The organism is Mitsuaria sp. BK041 (assembly GCF_014193085.1).
Classification (GTDB): domain Bacteria; phylum Pseudomonadota; class Gammaproteobacteria; order Burkholderiales; family Burkholderiaceae_C; genus Roseateles.
In genome coordinates this window covers 1,583,049-1,598,646 of the sequence record NZ_JACHYT010000002.1, presented here as the reverse complement: position 1 = coordinate 1,598,646, position 15,598 = coordinate 1,583,049, and the positions used below count along the sequence as shown (strand labels likewise).

Sequence of the window (15,598 nt, the reverse complement as noted above, 5' to 3'; positions counted from 1 at the left end):
GAGGAATTGGCGAATCCCCCGCCGCCGTCGATCACTTCTTCGAGCCGCTGACGCCGATCTGCTTGTTGATCATCCATTGCTGGGCGATCGACAGGATGTTGTTCACCAGCCAGTACAGCACCAGGCCCGACGGGAAGAAGAAGAACATCACGCTGAAGGCCAGCGGCATGATCCACATCATCTTGGCCTGGACCGGGTCGGCCGGCTGCGGGTTCAGCCAGACCTGCAGCAGGCTGGAGGCCGTCATCAGCAGCGGCAGCGGGCCGATCGGCGCGCCGAACAGGTGGCCGAACAGGCTGTCGGGCTTGGACAGGTCGTGGATCCACATCACCCACGGCGCGCCGCGCATCTCGACGCTGGACAGCAGCACCCAGTACAGCGCGATGAAGAACGGCATCTGCAGGAAGATCGGCAGGCAGCTGCCCAGCGGATTGATCTTCTCTTCCTTGTAGATCCGCATCATCTCCTGCTGCATCTGCTGCGGCTTGTCCTTCAGGCGCTCGCGCATCTCCTGGATGCGGGGATTCACCGCCTTCATCTTGGCCATGCTGCGGTACGCGCTGGCGTTCAGGCCGTAGAACGCGACCTTCAGCAGCACGACCAGCAGGATGATCGCCCAGCCCCAGTTGCCCAGCAGCGTGTGCAGGACGTCCAGCAGCCAGAACAGCGGCTTGGACAGGATCTTGAAGATGCCGTAGTCCTTCACCAGCTCCAGGCCCGGGGCCAGCACTTCCAGCTTCTTCTCTTCCTGGGGGCCGACGTACAGCAGGTTGTCCAGCTTGGCCGACGCGCCCGGCGCCACGGCCGGGAAGTTCATCACCATGCCGGCGGTGTACAGGTCCTGGTTGAGCGGACGGACGTTGAACTCGCGCGGCCCGGCTTCGTTGCGGATCCAGGCGCTGACAAAGTAGTGCTGGACCATCGCGACCCAGCCGTCATCGGCGTTCTTCTCGTACTCGGCCTTGCCCTTCTTGAGGTCGTCGAACGCGAGCTTGTGGTACTTCGCCTTGTCGGTGTAGATCGCCGGGCCGGAGAACGAGGTCGGCGCGAAGGACGGACCGGTGTGCTCGACATGGCCGTCACGCACCAGCTGCAGGTACAGCTGCGGCGTGACCGCGGCCGCGCCGGTGTTGGTGACCTCGTGGTTCACCGCGATGGCGTAGTCGCCCCGCTTGAAGGTGTAGGTCTTGGCCAGCTTCACGCCGCCCTGTTCACCTTCCAGACGCACAACCAGGGTGTCCTGGCCGTCCTTGAGCTCCTTGGGGCCGTCGACCAGCGTCAGCACCGTCTGGTCGCTGGGCGCGTTCGGCACGTTCAGCAGGCCGGAACGGGCGCTGTAGTTGCGCATCGGATCCAGCACGACGACATGGCCGCTGGGGTTGGTGTCGTCGGCATGCTTGAGCAGCTCGACGCGCACCAGGCTGCCGCCGCGGGTGTCGATGGTGGCCTTGACCACGTCGGTGCTGAAGGTGACCAGCTCGTTCTTGACGACGGGCGCGACCGGCGCGCCGGCAGTGGCGCCGGAAGCAGCCGCGGCGGCCGGCAGCGCGGCGGCGGAAGCGGCCGATGCCGGGGCGGCGGGTGCGGTGGCGACCTTGGCCGGCGCCGGATGGAACAGCGACGGCTGGCCGTTGTGCCGCTGCCACCCGTCCCACAGAAGGACCAGCGACATCGTGAACACCACCCACAAGATGGTGCGGCGAATATCAGTCATGGGAAGCTTTTGGATTGGCGGTTGAAGAGGCTGACCCCGGACGGCATCTGGAGGGACGCTCGGTGAACCGGGTGAACAGGCGGGGCGGATTGTCGGGCACGGGATCGTGTCCGCCCAGACAGAAAGGGTTGCAACGCAGGACCCGTCCGACCGCAAGGTAGGTGCCGGCGGCGGCGCCGTGGCGGCGCAGGGACTGCATCGCGTAGTTCGAGCAACTCGGGCTGTAGCGGCAGCCCGCGCGCAACCAGGCGCTGAACAGCAGCTGGTAGCCGCGCACCAGCCCCATCAGCAGTCGCGTCGGCAGGCCGGGGCGGTCGTCCATGGTCGCTGTTCCGAACCGCGATCCGGTCAGCCGGCGGCGCCCGGGGGCGGTGGCGCGAGCTTGCGGGTCAGCTGCAGCAGCTCCGCGCGCGCGGCGGCGCGCAACGCGTCGGAAGAGGCGCTGGGGTACTGCTTGCGGTCGAAGGGCATGCGCAGCCGCACCACCCAGAGGCCGGGCGGCAGCGTCGGCAGGTCGCCGAACACGGCGCGGATCTGGCGCTTGAGCAGCGCCCGCGTCACGGCGCGCTTCGCGTGCCGCTTGGGCACGACGTAGCCCAGCCAGGCCCGATCGGGCGCGGCTGGAACCGATTCAACGGGGGTGGGCGCCACGTTCGCGGAGGACCGTTCATCCACAGCTTGGGGATGAATCGGTGCATCACCTGTGGACAAGTCAGCCGTTCCTGTGGATGGACGGCGCTTCGGCAGCGAGGGGCTGGCGGCCAGGTGATGCACGGCGAAGTGCGCGCTGCGTGCGCGGCTGGGGGTGCCCAGCACGCGCTCGAAATCGGCCGATCGCACGATGCGGCCGATCACGGTGCTGTCGGAGTCGTCTTGCGCTTCGCTCAGACGGCCAGGCGCTTGCGGCCCTTGGCGCGGCGAGCGGCGATGACGGCCTTGCCGCCACGCGTCTTCATGCGGACCAGGAAGCCGTGGGTGCGGGCGCGACGGGTCTTGGAGCCTTGATAAGTGCGTTTCATGTTCAACCTCTTGGAAATCTTCGGTACTTCCCGTCGCCTCGCGCCACCTTGGCGCCGCGGACGGTGGCGACGGTGGACATCTCGGAGGGATGTCGCAAGCCGCTCGAAAAGCGGAGGCCCACGCAGCAACGTCCGGGCGTCCGGAAAACCCGCGATTACAGCAAAGATTTGCATCAGGGTCAATCCGGAGGCTGGCAGGCACGGGGATTACCAGCACTTGACCGGGGCAAAAAATCTGTGGATAACCCTGGCTTCGCGGTCTCGCATCGGTACAATCCGGCCGCTCGAAGAATAAGTTTTCCACAATGAGCGCAGACTTGTCAGGGGCGGCCTTGTGGCAGCGCGGCTGCGAACGCCTGGCCGCCGAACTGCCTGAGCAGCAATTCAATACCTGGATCCGTCCGCTGCCCCCGGCAGAGGTCGCCCAGCAGGAAGAGAACGGCCACGAGGCCGTCCTGGTGTCCCTCCGTGTCCCCAACCGATTCAAGCTGGACTGGATCCGCAGCCAGTACGCCGGCCGCATCGAGGCCATCCTGACCGAGCTCGCCGGCAAGCCGGCACGCCTGGAACTGTCGCTGGCGCCGCGCGAGGCGATCGCGCCGCTGCCGCGCACGCAGCCGTCCAGCATGACCATGGGCCAGGTGCTGAACCAGCACGGCCTGGGCGCGCCGGCGGCCGGTCGGCCGGCCGTGCCGGCCTCGGTGGCCGCCCGTCCGGCCGCCGCGCCCGTGGCCGCCCAGCCGCCCGCGGCGCCGGCCACCGCCGCCAGCCTGATCCAGCCGGGCGCGACCCCCAACGTCCCGCCCAGCGCCACCCGCCACCGCATCAACACCAGCCTGACCTTCGACACGCTGGTGCCCGGCCGCGCCAACCAGATGGCGCGCACCGCGGCGCTGCACGTCGCCGGCGCGCCGGGCCAGATGTACAACCCGCTGTTCATCTACGGCGGTGTCGGCCTGGGCAAGACCCACCTGATCCACGCCGTCGGCAACGCGCTGCTCAAGGACCGCCCCGACGCCCGCGTGCTCTACCTGCACGCCGAGCAGTTCATCTCGGACGTGGTCAAGAACTACCAGCGCAAGACCTTCGACGAGCTCAAGGCCAAGTACCACTCGCTGGACCTGCTGCTGATCGACGACGTGCAGTTCTTCGCCGGCAAGGACCGCACGCAGGAAGAGTTCTTCAATGCGTTCGAGGCGCTGCTGGCCAAGCGGGCCCACATCATCATGACCTCGGACACCTATCCGAAGGGTCTGGTGGACATCGACGAGCGCCTCACCAGCCGCTTCGACGCCGGCCTGACCGTTGCGATCGAACCGCCCGAGCTGGAAATGCGGGTCGCCATCCTGATCAAGAAGGCCGAGGCCGAAAGCGCGCCGATGCCGGAGGACGTGGCCTTCTTCATCGCGAAGAACGTGCGCGCCAACGTGCGCGAGCTCGAGGGCGCGCTGCGCAAGGTGCTGGCCTACAGCCGCTTCTCGCACAAGGAAATCAACATCCAGCTCGCGCGCGAGGCGCTCAAGGACCTGCTCTCGATCCAGAACCGGCAGATCTCGGTCGAGAACATCCAGAAGACGGTGGCCGACTTCTACAAGATCAAGGTCGCGGACATGTACTCGAAGAAGCGCCCGGCCAGCATCGCCCGGCCGCGCCAGATCGCGATGTACCTGGCCAAGGAGCTGACGCAGAAGAGCCTGCCGGAGATCGGCGAGCTGTTCGGCGGCCGCGACCATACGACGGTGCTGCATGCGGTCCGCAAGATCGGCGGCGAGCGTCAGAAGAACACCGAGTTGAACCAGCAGTTGCATGTGCTGGAGCAAACGCTGAAGGGATGAGGAAAAACGCCTTCGCCTTCAGCGAAAATGCCGCGTTCGCCCGAACAGCCAACAGTGGAGAGAGGTTGACATGATCGTGTTGAAAGACAGCCAGGACAAAGTGCTTGCCGCGCTGCAGGCGGTGTCCGGCATCGTGGAACGGCGCCACACCCTGCCCATCCTGGCCAACGTGCTGGTCCGGAAGCAGGGCAAGCAGGTGGAGCTGACCACGAGCGACCTGGAAATCCAGGTGCGCACCACGGTCGAGTTCGAGGGCGACGACGGGGACTTCTCCACCACCATCGGCGCGCGCAAGCTGATCGACATCCTGCGCTCGATGCCGTCGGACCAGACGGTGAGCCTGACGTCCAACCAGAACAAGATGACGCTGCAGGGCGGCAAGAGCCGCTTCACGCTGCAGACGCTGCCGGCCGACGATTTCCCGCTGGTGCAGGAAGCGGCCGACTTCGGTCCCGCGTTCAGCGTGCCGCAGAAGACGCTCAAGGGCCTGATCAACCAGGTCCACTTCGCGATGGCGGTGCATGACATCCGCTACTACCTGAACGGCATCCTGTTCGTGGCCGAGGGCAAGACCCTGACGCTGGTCGCGACCGACGGGCACAGACTGGCGCTGGCCCAGGCCGAGACGGACACCGAGATGCCCAAGCAGGAAGTCATCCTGCCCCGCAAGACGGTGCTGGAACTGATGCGGCTGCTCAAGGACGGCGGCAAGGGCGACGACGAGAGCGCTCCGATCGAAATGCGCTTCGCCGGCAACCAGGCCAAGTTCAGCTTCAGCGGCATGGAGTTCGTGACCAAGCTGGTCGAGGGCAAGTTCCCCGACTACAACCGCGTCATCCCGAAGAACCACCGTTTCCACGTGATCCTGGGTCGCCAGCCGCTGCTGGCCGCGCTGCAGCGCGCCGCGATCCTGACCAGCGAGAAGTTCAAGGCGGTGCGCCTGTCCTTCGAGCCGGGCCTGCTGTCGATCGCCTCGAGCAACGCCGAGCAGGAAGAGGCCAAGGAAGAACTCGAGATCGACTACGGCGGCGACCAGATCGAGACCGGCTTCAACGTGACCTACCTGATGGACGTGCTGGCCAACATGTCGCAGGACATGGTGCGGGTGGACCTGAACGACAGCTCGTCCAGCGCGCTGCTCAGCATCCCCGAACACACCGGCTTCAAGTACGTCGTCATGCCGATGAGGATCTAAGGTCGCTGCGCGACCTTCGCTCCCCGGAGCGTGAACGTTGCGCACCCCCTGCCCCCGCCAGGCGGGGGTTCCAGCCAGTTTTTTCAGCGGCCGCCGCGGCGGCCTGAGTACCCCTCCGATGACCGATAACAGCACTCCTGAGAACACCCCGACGCCCGCGCCTCAAAACGACGGCGCGGGATACGGCGAGTCCAGCATCCAGATCCTGGAAGGCCTGGAGGCGGTGCGCAAGCGCCCCGGCATGTACATCGGCGACACCTCGGACGGTACCGGCCTGCACCACCTGGTGTTCGAGGTGGTCGACAACTCGATCGACGAGGCGCTGGCCGGCTACTGCGACGACATCGTCATCACCATCCACACCGACAACTCGATCTCCGTCATCGACAACGGCCGGGGCATTCCGACCGGCGTGAAGATGGACGACAAGCACGAGCCCAAGCGCTCGGCGGCCGAGATCGCGCTGACCGAGCTGCACGCCGGCGGCAAGTTCAACCAGAACAGCTACAAGGTCTCGGGCGGCCTGCACGGCGTGGGCGTGTCCTGCGTGAACGCGCTGTCCAAGACCCTGCGCCTGACGGTGCGCCGCGAAGGCAAGGTCCACCAGCTGGAGTTCAAGAAGGGCGTGCCGCAGGACCGCCTGATCGAGGTCCGCGACGGTTTCGAGACCAGCCCGATGAAGATCGTCGGCGAGACCGACAAGCGCGGCACGGAAGTCCACTTCCTGCCGGACACGGAGATCTTCACGCAGAACTCCGAGTTCCACTACGACATCCTGGCCAAGCGCCTGCGCGAACTCTCGTTCCTGAACAACGGCGTGAAGATCCGCCTGGTCGACGAGCGCAACAACAAGGAAGACAACTTCGCCTTCGCGGGCGGCGTGCGCGGCTTCGTCGAGTTCATCAACAAGGGCAAGACGGCGCTGCACCCCAACATCTTCCACGCCCAGGGCGACAAGATGTCGGAGCAGAACACCAACATCGGGGTCGAGGTCTCGATGCAGTGGAACGACGGCTTCAATGAAAGCGTCCTCTGCTTCACCAACAACATCCCGCAGCGCGACGGCGGCACCCACCTGACGGGTCTGCGCGCGGCGATGACGCGGGTGATCAACAAGTACATCGAGGACAACGAACTGGCCAAGAAGGCCAAGGTCGACGTCACCGGCGACGACATGCGCGAAGGCCTGGCCTGCGTGGTCAGCGTGAAGGTGCCGGAGCCCAAGTTCAGCTCGCAGACCAAGGACAAGCTGGTGTCGAGCGAGGTGCGCGGCCCGGTGGAGGAAATCGTCGCGAGCAAGCTGGGCGACTGGCTGCTGGAGAACCCGACCGACGCCAAGATCATCTGCGGCAAGATCGTCGAGGCGGCGCGGGCGCGTGAAGCGGCGCGCAAGGCGCGCGAGATGACGCGGCGCAAGGGCGTGCTGGACGGCATGGGCCTGCCGGGCAAGCTGGCGGACTGCCAGGAGAAGGATCCCGCGCTGTGCGAGATCTACATCGTGGAGGGTGACTCCGCCGGTGGCTCCGCGAAGCAGGGCCGCGACCGCAAGTTCCAGGCGATCCTGCCGCTGCGCGGCAAGATCCTGAACGTCGAGAAGGCGCGCTACGAGAAGCTGCTGACCAGCAATGAAATCATCACGCTGATCACGGCGCTGGGCACCGGCATCGGCCGCGGCGCGGGCAGCGACGACTTCAATCCGGACAAGCTGCGCTACCACCGCATCATCATCATGACCGACGCGGACGTGGACGGTGCGCACATCCGGACGCTGCTGCTGACCTTCTTCTACCGGCAGATGCCGGAGCTGGTGGAGCGCGGCCACATCTACATCGCGCAGCCGCCGCTGTACAAGGTCAAGGTCGGCAAGCACGAGCAGTACCTGAAGGACGGCCACGAGCTGGACGGCTTCCTGCTGAAGGTCGCGCTGAACGATGCCGAGCTGCACACCGCCGGCGTGGGCGCGGGTCCGGTGCTCAAGGGCGAGGACCTGGAGACCAAGGCGCGCCAGTACGTGGCGGCGCAGAACGTGATCGAGCGCCTGTCCGCCTGGATGGACGGCGAGGCGCTGCACCTGCTGGCGTCGGGCCTGTCGCTGAACCTGGACACGAAGGACGCGGCGGAGATCTCCGCGACGGCGCTGGCCTCGGCGCTGCACGACGCGGTGGTGACGGCCGAGACGGATCCGCGCACCGACAAGCAGCTGCTGCGCATCAGCCGTCGCCATCACGGCAACGTGCGCTCGAGCATCATCACGGCGGACTTCGTGCACGGCGCGGACTATGAAGTCCTGGCCGAGGCCGGCAAGACCTTCAAGGGTCTGGTGGGCGAGGAAGCCGTGATCCGCAAGGGCGAGGGCGAGAAGGCCAAGGAAAGCAAGGTGACGGACTTCCGCGGCGCGATGGCCTGGCTGATGACGCAGGCGGAGTCGAGCGTGGGCCGCCAGCGCTACAAGGGCCTGGGCGAGATGAACCCCGAGCAGCTGTGGGAAACGACGATGGACCCGACGGTCCGCCGCCTGCTGCGCGTGCAGATCGAGGACGCGATCGAGGCGGACCGGGTGTTCACGATGCTGATGGGCGACGAGGTGGAGCCGCGTCGGGAGTTCATCGAGACGAATGCGCTGCGCGCGGCCAACATCGACGTGTGATCACCCGTTCCCGCCTCGCTCCCCCTTTCACCGGCCTGCTCCTCGCCATCGCCGGCCTGCCCGCGCTCGGGCAATCGGAGCCGCATTCCCCTCCGGTCTATCCGCCCGACTGGATCGACCTGCCGACCGCGCCGATGGTGCTCGAGCTCAAGCCGGTGCGCGGCGAGCTCGCCCTGGTGCTGACCAACCGCGGCCCGCGGGGCATCGTCGCTGTCGAGCTCGGTTGCGTCCGCGAGCGCGGCACCGGCCACGAGGTGCTCAGCGAGTTCGCCGGCGTTTCGATCAGCGACGGCAGCATCGCGCCGGCGCATCACGTCGACATGAGCCATGAATTCGACCGGCCGCGTGATCAGTCACCGGCCCGTCCGATGCGCTGCCCGCAATCCCACGCCGCCGTCACGCGGGTCACTTTCGAGGACGGTACGGCATGGCACGCCGGTCCACCGGCCGACATGACCTCGGTCACACCCGCCCCCTTTGAAGGGGGCAAGCCGCCTCGACAGCGGTAGCCGCGCCCGTGGAGACTGCGCCTCGTCGTCCGATTCCACGAGGCTCACGCATGCGCGCTTCCCGATTCCGTCTCTCTTCCGCCGCCGCTCCGGCGCTCGCCCTGTCGCTGGGCCTGCTGACGCTGTCGGCGCCCGCCCAAGCCCAATCCATCAGCGTCAAGCCCGGCTTGTGGGCCAGCGCGAGCGTCAACACGCTCAACGGCCGGAAGATGCCCACGATCTTCGACATCAACGGCGCCCTGACGCCGCAGCAGAAGAGCAGCCTCGCCGCCGCGATGGCCAAGGTCGGCCTGCCTACCGGCGGCAGCCCGCATCTGGACTGCCAGCAGAGCCCCGAATTCGCCCTGCCCAAGCCGCAGAGCGTCGACGACTGCACCACGCAAGTGAAGCCCGGCGACGCCACCAGCGGCACCTTCACGATGAGCTGCAAGAGCGCGACGGCCAGCGGCATGGGCAACGGCTCCTACCAGGTCACCGACAAGTCCAGCGCCACCGTCAAGGTGACGTTCAAGGGCACGACCGCGCAGGGCATGCCGATCACCTATGAATCGACGTCGGTGCACAAGTGGATCGGCAGCGACTGCAGCGCACCGCCGCCCGGCATCGACCCGTCGCTGATGGATCTGATGCGCTGATCCCCCGGCGGGGCGCCTGACCCGCCCCGCGAAGCGGGGGGCGGTCCTCAAGCTTGAGGATGACGCCCACCGCCGGTGGCCCCGATCCTGCCTCCCCCAGGAGGGTCCCACCGTGAACAGCCTTGACCGCTGCCTGCGCCGGGCAACGCTGCCGGTGCTCGTGCTGATCGCCGGCTGCAGCACCGCGCTGCAGCCGCAGATCTTTTCCAGGCACCTGACGGCGTCGAAGAACGTGTCGGGCGAATACACGCTCGACAAGAACGACGAGCCCAAGACCTTCGACGAGGTCTACAAGGAGGTCGCCCTGGTCCGCGGCCGCTACGTCTCGGCGGTCAGCGACCTGTCCAACGCCAGTCCGCAGCTGTCCGCCTGGCTGCTGGGCCTGTCCGCCGCGGGCGCCGCCGTGGCGCTGGGAGACGGCAGCGCGCGCACCGTCGCGGGCATCGCCGGTGTCGGCGCCGCGAGCTATGCGGCGGGCAACCTCTTCATCGTGCGCGCGCGCATCGATGTCTATCGCGCCGGCGCCGAGGCGCTCCAATGCGGCCTCAACGCGGCGGCTCCGTTCCGGAACAAGGCCCGCCTCGTCGGCGAGCCCGACGATCCGGATTACAAGGACACCCTCTATGGCCTGAAGGCCGCCGTGGCGCGACGCAGCGACGAGCTGCGCGTGGCGATGCGCCAGTCCCAGGAGGTGGACCAGCCCGAACTCAGGATCGTCCCGGCGCGGACGCGCAGCTGCCCGCGCCCCAGGCCGGCCTGCCCCGCGGCGCCCGCCGGCGCGACCGCCGAGGAACTGAAGCTGTTGAACCGGTCCGCCTGCCTGCGTGAGCAGGCAACATGGGATCGCGACTGTGTCTCGACGTCGGAACGGACCGAGACCCTCCCCGCAGCCCCGGAGGCCATCCAGACCATGAAGGAGGCCCGCGCCAGCCTGGAAGACGGCAACCGGGCCCGGCGGCGCGCGGATCGGGCGATCGACCTGATCGAAGGCGCGGCCTCGGACCTGTGGGCCCGCGCCGTGGCCGTGCAGCTCAAGGTCAGCGAGGAGGTCGACAAGACGATCCCCAATCAGACGGCCGTGCTGGCCGCCATCAAGGCCGCGGGACCGGTGGCCGGTGCGCTGGAAGACGGCTTCAAGCGCGCCGGGGTCACTGGAGCGTCGACGCCCGCATCGGCTCCTGGCGGCGCGTCGGCCACCGGCGAGTCGCAGGGAACGGCCCGGCAGGTCCGCGCGCTGAGCGCCGGCGACCGCGCCCGTCTCCGAGACCTCGCGCAGCTCACGCTGGAGTTGCAGGAGGCGACATCGAGCCTCGACGAGATCGCGGCGAACGTCGCCGGCAGTGGCGCCGCGAAGGCGCGCAAGGCCATCGCGGCCTGCACGACGAAGATCAACAACACCACCCTGCGGGTCTCGCCCGACGCGACCAGCCTGCCGCTCGAGCTCGGCAAGACGCAGCCCTTCTTCGTCAGCAGCACCGGCGGCGTGCCCTCGGCCGACGTGGAGGTGGACGGCAAGACGAGCTCGCTGCCGGTCCAGGTGCAGGGTGGGCAGTTCCGCGTCGACTACACGGCCAGGGACGTCAAGGCCGGCGACACCGCGCTGCTGACGATCCGCGACGGCAGCGCCGAGCATGCGGTCAGCCTGTCCATCATCGAGGCGACCGGCACGCGCCGGAAACTGCCCGCCATCGATGCCGACACGCAGCGGAAGATGGGCCTGACGCCGCCCGCGAGCGAGGCGGAGCTCTACGCCGCCATCGACCGCTGCCAGGCCAAGGGCGCGGCCCCGAAGACCGGCGAGTGGGACGACGCCACGCAGAAGGCCGCCGGGCGCGGCGACTGCAAGCCGTGAGCGGGACGATGGCCGCCCACGCCGCTCCCTTGCTCGCCGTGCGGACCGCGCTCGGCGCGCTGATGACGTCGCGTCGCGAGGACGAGGCGCTGGCCGCCCGGCTCGGGCTGTCGGCGGACGCGGCGCGCGCGCTTCACTGGTGGCGCCTGCCGCTGCCGGGCAGCCACGGGCCGCGGCGCCTGACCCTGGCCTTCGGCGATGACTGTCCGGGACGGCAACTGCCGCGCGCGCTCCGCTCGCCGCTGACCGGCGAGACGATGCCCGTCGACGCCGTCCGCGGCGGACGGTTCGGCCACGCCCACGCCGCCTGGGTCCGCGCCGAGAACGCCTCCAACCGCTTCCTCGAAGGCACGCTGACCGCCGTGCTGCGCCGGACCGCGCGCCCGTCCAGCCTGCTGGCGCTGACCTCGGGCCATGTGCTGGCCGCGGCCCGGCCGAGCGCCCGCGGCGACGACGTGACGCTGTGGCTGGACGGCGAACCGGACGCGGCCCCGATCAACGGGCGCCTCTTCGACTGGCAGCCCAACTTCCAGGCGCTGCCGGTCACCTGCGCCGTGGACGCCGCGCTCGTGGAGGTGTCTGCCGCGGCGCTGCGGCCGCTCGCCGGTCGCGGCGCGGAGTGGCCGGTGGGCACCGCCTCGGCGCTGGCCGACGACCAGCTGTTCATCCGCACCCGCGGCCGCGCGATCGGCGGCCGGGCCCCGCATCTGTTCGGCGCCAGCCTGTGCATCGCCGGCGACGAGTCCCGCCCCTACCTGCTCGATGGCGCGCTGTGCTGGACGCCCGACGAGGCCACGCTCGGCGGCGACAGCGGCGCACCGATCTGGAACAGCCGCGACGAGCTGGTCGGCCTGCATGCCGGCGTCGCCCCCGATGGCGTGGGCCTGCGCTGCGCGATCGCCGTTCCCATCGCGCCGGTGCTGGCATGGGCCGGCGCCGAGCTCGTGCGCCGGGATGAGTCGCTGGTACGGGCCGGGCCCCTGGCGACGCCGGCGGCGCCCGTACCCGCGCCGATGGCTGGACCGGGTCCGGCGTCGGTCCCCGGGAGCTCGGCCGCGATGCCCGCCGCGGCCAGCCCGGCCGGGCAGGACGTCGTCATCCTGGCCCGTACCGTCTGGGGCGAGGCCCGCGGCGAGCGCGGCCAGATCGACGGGATGGAGGCCGTCGCCCACGTGGTGCTGAACCGCGTCCGGCGCGCGACCTATTGGGGCCGTGATGTCGTCGAGGTCTGCCGCAAGCCCTGGCAGTTCAGCTGCTGGAACCGCAACGATCCCAACCTGCCGCAGCTGCTCGCGGTGGACGCCACCAACGCGCGCTTCGCCCAGGCGCTCGCGATCGCGCGGCGGCTGATGGCCCAGGAACAGGACCGTCCGCAGGAACGGCTGCGCGGCGACCCGACGGCCGGCGCCACCCATTACCACGCCGCGCGGCTGGCGCCGCCGCCCCGGTGGGCCGCCGGCCATCGGCCCTGCGCGCGCATCGGCGCGCACCTGTTCTTCAACGACATTCCGTGAGGTCGAACGATGGACACCCGGATGATCGACGTCGTGATCGGAGTGGCGCTGGTGTTCGCGATCACCAGCCTGCTCGCGACGGCCCTGCAGGAGCTCTGGTCGTCCATCCGGTCGCTGCGCGGCAAGTACATGGAACGCGCGGTGATCTCCTTCTTCGGCGACGACCCCGTCTTCGCCAAGGGCCTGCTCGCGCACCCGCTGATCGTCGCGCTCTCGAAGGCCACCCGCGCGGAGGACCGCAAGCCGTCCTACATCAACGCGGACGCCGTCATCAGCTCCCTGATCGCGCTGCTCTGCGACAAGCATCTGGCCGGGCTGCGTCCGGCCACGCCGGCAGAGTTCGTGGCCACCGTCACGGACGCCTCGCAGCGCGCCGGTGGCGCCTCGTCGGGCGCCCTGCCCAACCCGGCCTTCGTCGACGCGATGCGCGGGCTCGCCATGGGCGTGGAACAGGACTGGCCCGCCTTCGAAGCCCGGCTCGCGGCCTGGTACGACGCGGTCGGCGAGCGCTCGATCGGCTGGTTCAAGCGCCATACGCAGGTGACGCTGTTCGTCTTCGGCTTCCTCGCCGCGATGGTCGCCAACATCAACCCCATCCTGATCTCCGCGCGACTCTGGCAGGACGAGGCGCTGCGCAAGGCCACGCTGACCGTCGCGCAGGAGGTCGCCACCAACTACAACCAGCAGGTGTCCGCCGCGGACAAGCCAGCCGTCACGCCACCCGCGGCGCCGGTCAGCGCGCCCGCCGCCGCGCCCGCGATCCCCGCGGCGTTGCCCCCTGCAGCTGCGGCAGCCTCGAAGACGCCGGGCCTGCCGGCTCCGGCACTCGCGCGGGCCCAGGCGTCGCTGCAGCCCCTGAATGCCGCCTTGCTCAAGCGACTCGCGGACACCAGCGACGCGCAGGTCCGCCAGCCGCTCGAGACGCTGCTGCGTGCCGCGATCACGCTGCGCGGCGCGCTCAACGCGACCCCGCCGGATGCGCAGGCCATCGCCCGATCGAGCGCTGCGCTGGAGCAGGCCTTCCTGCCCGGCGAGCCGCATGCCGAGCTGCGCGCGCTGTTCGAGCCGGTACGGCTGGCCCTCGTCCCGCCCACGGCGGCGGCTACGGCCGCGCCGAGCGCCGCTTCGGCGCCGACGGCGCTCGCCCGTCTCGTCAAGCCGACGGGCAAGGAGATCCCGCGCCAGTGCGAGCGCTTCGGGGACGACGTGGCGGCCAAGTCCTACTGCACGCGCCTGGCGGAACTGGACACGCTGCAGAGCATCGGCCTGCCGCTGGGCTGGACGGGATCCGCCTGGCCGACCTATTTCGACGAAGCCTGCGATCCGGCCGGGAAGGCGGTCCCCTGCCGCCTCGGCGACCGGATCGGCGATGGCGGCTGGTGGGGCAACCTGCTGATCGCGCTGCTGGGCTGGAGCATGACGGCGGTGGCCTGCACCCTGGGCGGACCGTTCTGGTTCGATTTGCTGAACCGGCTGGTCAAGCTGCGCGCCGCCGGCACGAAGGCGCAGGAAACGCCCGCGGCCGCCAATGCCGCGAGTGGCGCGGAGCCCCCCAAGTCGATGCTGGCCCGCACGCCCACGACCGCTGCGCCCGGTGCGACGCAAGAAGCGCCCCCGGAAGCGATGAGCGACGCGCTCAACGACGCCGAGCGCGGCCTGTCGCCGCAGGAGGTCGAGCGGGTGCAGCGGGGCCTGGGCCTCACCGGCGCCGAGGTGACGGCGCTCTTCGATGGCCGCACGCGCGCCGCGATCAAGACCTGGCAGGGCGAGCGCGGGCAGGCGCAGACGGCCGAGCTGACCTTGGTCCAGATCCAGGAACTGCTCGGCCTGGCTCCCGGGAGCAATGACGATGACTACCTCGCCTAAGCCAGTCGCGACGCCGCTCGCACCGCCGCGCCGCGTGCGCATCGAGCAGAAGCTGAACCTGCGCGGCGGGCCGGCGGTCGGTTTCGCCCGCATCGGCCGACTCGAGCCGGGCGACACCCTGATGGTCGATCGCGTCATCGACGGTGAGGCCTACCTGGGACGGCGCGCCTGGTATGGCGTCGAAGGGCGCGAGCACTACTTCTGGTCAGGCGCCGCCCAGTTCGAGGACGCCGCCACGCCGGTGCCGGCGGCACCGGCCGGCGCGGTCGCGCCCGACGTGCGGCGGCGGGGCAACGGCACGATCCTGCCGCTCTCGCAGGCGGAGCTGGCCGGCACCTTCGGCGCCTTCCAGTCGACGCCGGGCGCGCAGCGCGGCTCGATCGTCATCACGCCGGCGGCCTGGGTGACGCAGCACATCGCGCCCTTCAGCCATCCGGTGCTCGCGGCGCTCGGCCATCCGGCGGTGAGCCTGCACCGGCTGGCCCATCCGCACTTCCAGGCCGTGTTCGACCGCATCGACGCGCTCGGACTGGGCTCGCTCATCCAGACCTTCGACGGCGGCTGGGTGCCCCGCCACAAGAACTGGGATCCGGGCAATCCGGACCTCAGCTCCCACAGCTGGGGCGTCGCGATCGACCTGAACGCGCGCTGGAACGGCGCCGGCCATCCCCCCGCGTCGCCCGGCCAGCAAGGCGACCTCACCCCGCTGGTGCCGCTCTTCGCCGCCCAGGGCTTCGCGTGGGGCGGCCACTTCAGCAGCAACGTCGACGGCATGCACTTCGAGCTGGCCCGCCGCAATCCCTGACCGCGGC

Annotated in this window: 13 protein-coding genes; 9 read left to right on the top strand and 4 right to left on the bottom strand. The window is 69.4% G+C overall.

From position 1 onward, the window contains the following. Window positions 1-31: 31 nt before the first annotated feature. From yidC to rpmH, 4 genes are all read right to left on the bottom strand, one after another. On the bottom strand, window positions 32-1,714 hold the full coding sequence (gene yidC, locus FHT38_RS22960) for a membrane protein insertase YidC (RefSeq protein ID WP_091729900.1): 1,683 nt from the start codon (window positions 1,712-1,714) through the stop codon (window positions 32-34). Next, the gene (gene yidD, locus FHT38_RS22955; protein WP_091729896.1) at window positions 1,707-2,036 is read right to left on the bottom strand and encodes a membrane protein insertion efficiency factor YidD; all 330 of its coding nucleotides are present in this window, start codon (window positions 2,034-2,036) and stop codon (window positions 1,707-1,709) included. The genes yidC and yidD overlap by 8 nt, the downstream gene beginning before the upstream one ends. Window positions 2,037-2,062: 26 nt before the next feature. Further along, window positions 2,063-2,365: a ribonuclease P protein component gene (locus FHT38_RS25760; protein ID WP_404932658.1), complete on the bottom strand. Its 303-nt coding sequence runs from the start codon at window positions 2,363-2,365 to the stop codon at window positions 2,063-2,065. Window positions 2,366-2,598: 233 nt separating this feature from the next. After that, window positions 2,599-2,733 (bottom strand): 50S ribosomal protein L34, encoded by a 135-nt coding sequence (gene rpmH / locus FHT38_RS22945; RefSeq protein ID WP_067065970.1) that lies wholly within the window; start codon window positions 2,731-2,733, stop codon window positions 2,599-2,601. A gap of 305 nt (window positions 2,734-3,038) precedes the next feature. On the opposite strand from rpmH, the gene dnaA reads away from it, so the two are divergent. The 9 genes from dnaA to FHT38_RS22900 all read left to right on the top strand — a co-directional run bounded on the left by dnaA (window position 3,039) and on the right by FHT38_RS22900 (window position 15,591). After that, a complete protein-coding gene (gene dnaA, locus FHT38_RS22940) occupies window positions 3,039-4,568 on the top strand; it encodes a chromosomal replication initiator protein DnaA (RefSeq protein WP_147241711.1) in 1,530 nt (509 codons plus the stop codon). Window positions 4,569-4,638: 70 nt separating this feature from the next. Continuing rightward, window positions 4,639-5,763 carry a DNA polymerase III subunit beta gene (dnaN, locus tag FHT38_RS22935; RefSeq protein WP_091729890.1) on the top strand — a complete coding sequence of 375 codons (1,125 nt, stop codon included), beginning with the start codon at window positions 4,639-4,641 and terminating at the stop codon, window positions 5,761-5,763. 118 nt (window positions 5,764-5,881) lie between these two features. Beyond that, the gene (gyrB, locus tag FHT38_RS22930; protein ID WP_147240953.1) at window positions 5,882-8,410 is read left to right on the top strand and encodes a DNA topoisomerase (ATP-hydrolyzing) subunit B; all 2,529 of its coding nucleotides are present in this window, start codon (window positions 5,882-5,884) and stop codon (window positions 8,408-8,410) included. Next, window positions 8,407-8,919, top strand: a complete 513-nt coding sequence (locus FHT38_RS22925) for a hypothetical protein (RefSeq protein ID WP_091729883.1) — start codon at window positions 8,407-8,409, stop codon at window positions 8,917-8,919. Before gyrB ends, FHT38_RS22925 begins: the two co-directional genes overlap by 4 nt. A gap of 50 nt (window positions 8,920-8,969) precedes the next feature. Beyond that, entirely contained in the window at window positions 8,970-9,554 is a 585-nt protein-coding gene (locus FHT38_RS22920; RefSeq protein ID WP_183493330.1) for a DUF3617 family protein, read from the top strand. A 112-nt stretch (window positions 9,555-9,666) separates the two neighbouring features. Beyond that, window positions 9,667-11,406 carry a hypothetical protein gene (locus FHT38_RS22915; protein ID WP_183493329.1) on the top strand — a complete coding sequence of 580 codons (1,740 nt, stop codon included), beginning with the start codon at window positions 9,667-9,669 and terminating at the stop codon, window positions 11,404-11,406. Between the two features lie 8 nt (window positions 11,407-11,414). Next, window positions 11,415-12,920, top strand: coding sequence for a cell wall hydrolase (locus tag FHT38_RS25130; RefSeq protein ID WP_221213880.1), 1,506 nt, complete (start codon window positions 11,415-11,417; stop codon window positions 12,918-12,920). A gap of 9 nt (window positions 12,921-12,929) precedes the next feature. Continuing rightward, window positions 12,930-14,786 (top strand): hypothetical protein, encoded by a 1,857-nt coding sequence (locus FHT38_RS22905; protein WP_183493328.1) that lies wholly within the window; start codon window positions 12,930-12,932, stop codon window positions 14,784-14,786. Continuing rightward, a complete protein-coding gene (locus tag FHT38_RS22900; protein WP_141225388.1) occupies window positions 14,770-15,591 on the top strand; it encodes a M15 family metallopeptidase in 822 nt (273 codons plus the stop codon). Before FHT38_RS22905 ends, FHT38_RS22900 begins: the two co-directional genes overlap by 17 nt. Window positions 15,592-15,598 lie beyond the last annotated feature (7 nt).

Bases quoted from the DNA above. Each gene is read 5' to 3' on its own strand.
- yidC (WP_091729900.1), bottom strand. From the start codon at position 1,714: ATGACTGATATTCGCCGCACCATCTTGTGGGTGGTGTTCACGATGTCG.
- yidD (WP_091729896.1), bottom strand. From the start codon at position 2,036: ATGGACGACCGCCCCGGCCTGCCGACGCGACTGCTGATGGGGCTGGTG.
- rpmH (WP_067065970.1), bottom strand. From the start codon at position 2,733: ATGAAACGCACTTATCAAGGCTCCAAGACCCGTCGCGCCCGCACCCAC.
- dnaA (WP_147241711.1), top strand. From the start codon at position 3,039: ATGAGCGCAGACTTGTCAGGGGCGGCCTTGTGGCAGCGCGGCTGCGAA.
- dnaN (WP_091729890.1), top strand. From the start codon at position 4,639: ATGATCGTGTTGAAAGACAGCCAGGACAAAGTGCTTGCCGCGCTGCAG.
- gyrB (WP_147240953.1), top strand. From the start codon at position 5,882: ATGACCGATAACAGCACTCCTGAGAACACCCCGACGCCCGCGCCTCAA.
- FHT38_RS22920 (WP_183493330.1), top strand. From the start codon at position 8,970: ATGCGCGCTTCCCGATTCCGTCTCTCTTCCGCCGCCGCTCCGGCGCTC.
- FHT38_RS25130 (WP_221213880.1), top strand. From the start codon at position 11,415: ATGGCCGCCCACGCCGCTCCCTTGCTCGCCGTGCGGACCGCGCTCGGC.
- FHT38_RS22905 (WP_183493328.1), top strand. From the start codon at position 12,930: ATGGACACCCGGATGATCGACGTCGTGATCGGAGTGGCGCTGGTGTTC.
- FHT38_RS22900 (WP_141225388.1), top strand. From the start codon at position 14,770: ATGACTACCTCGCCTAAGCCAGTCGCGACGCCGCTCGCACCGCCGCGC.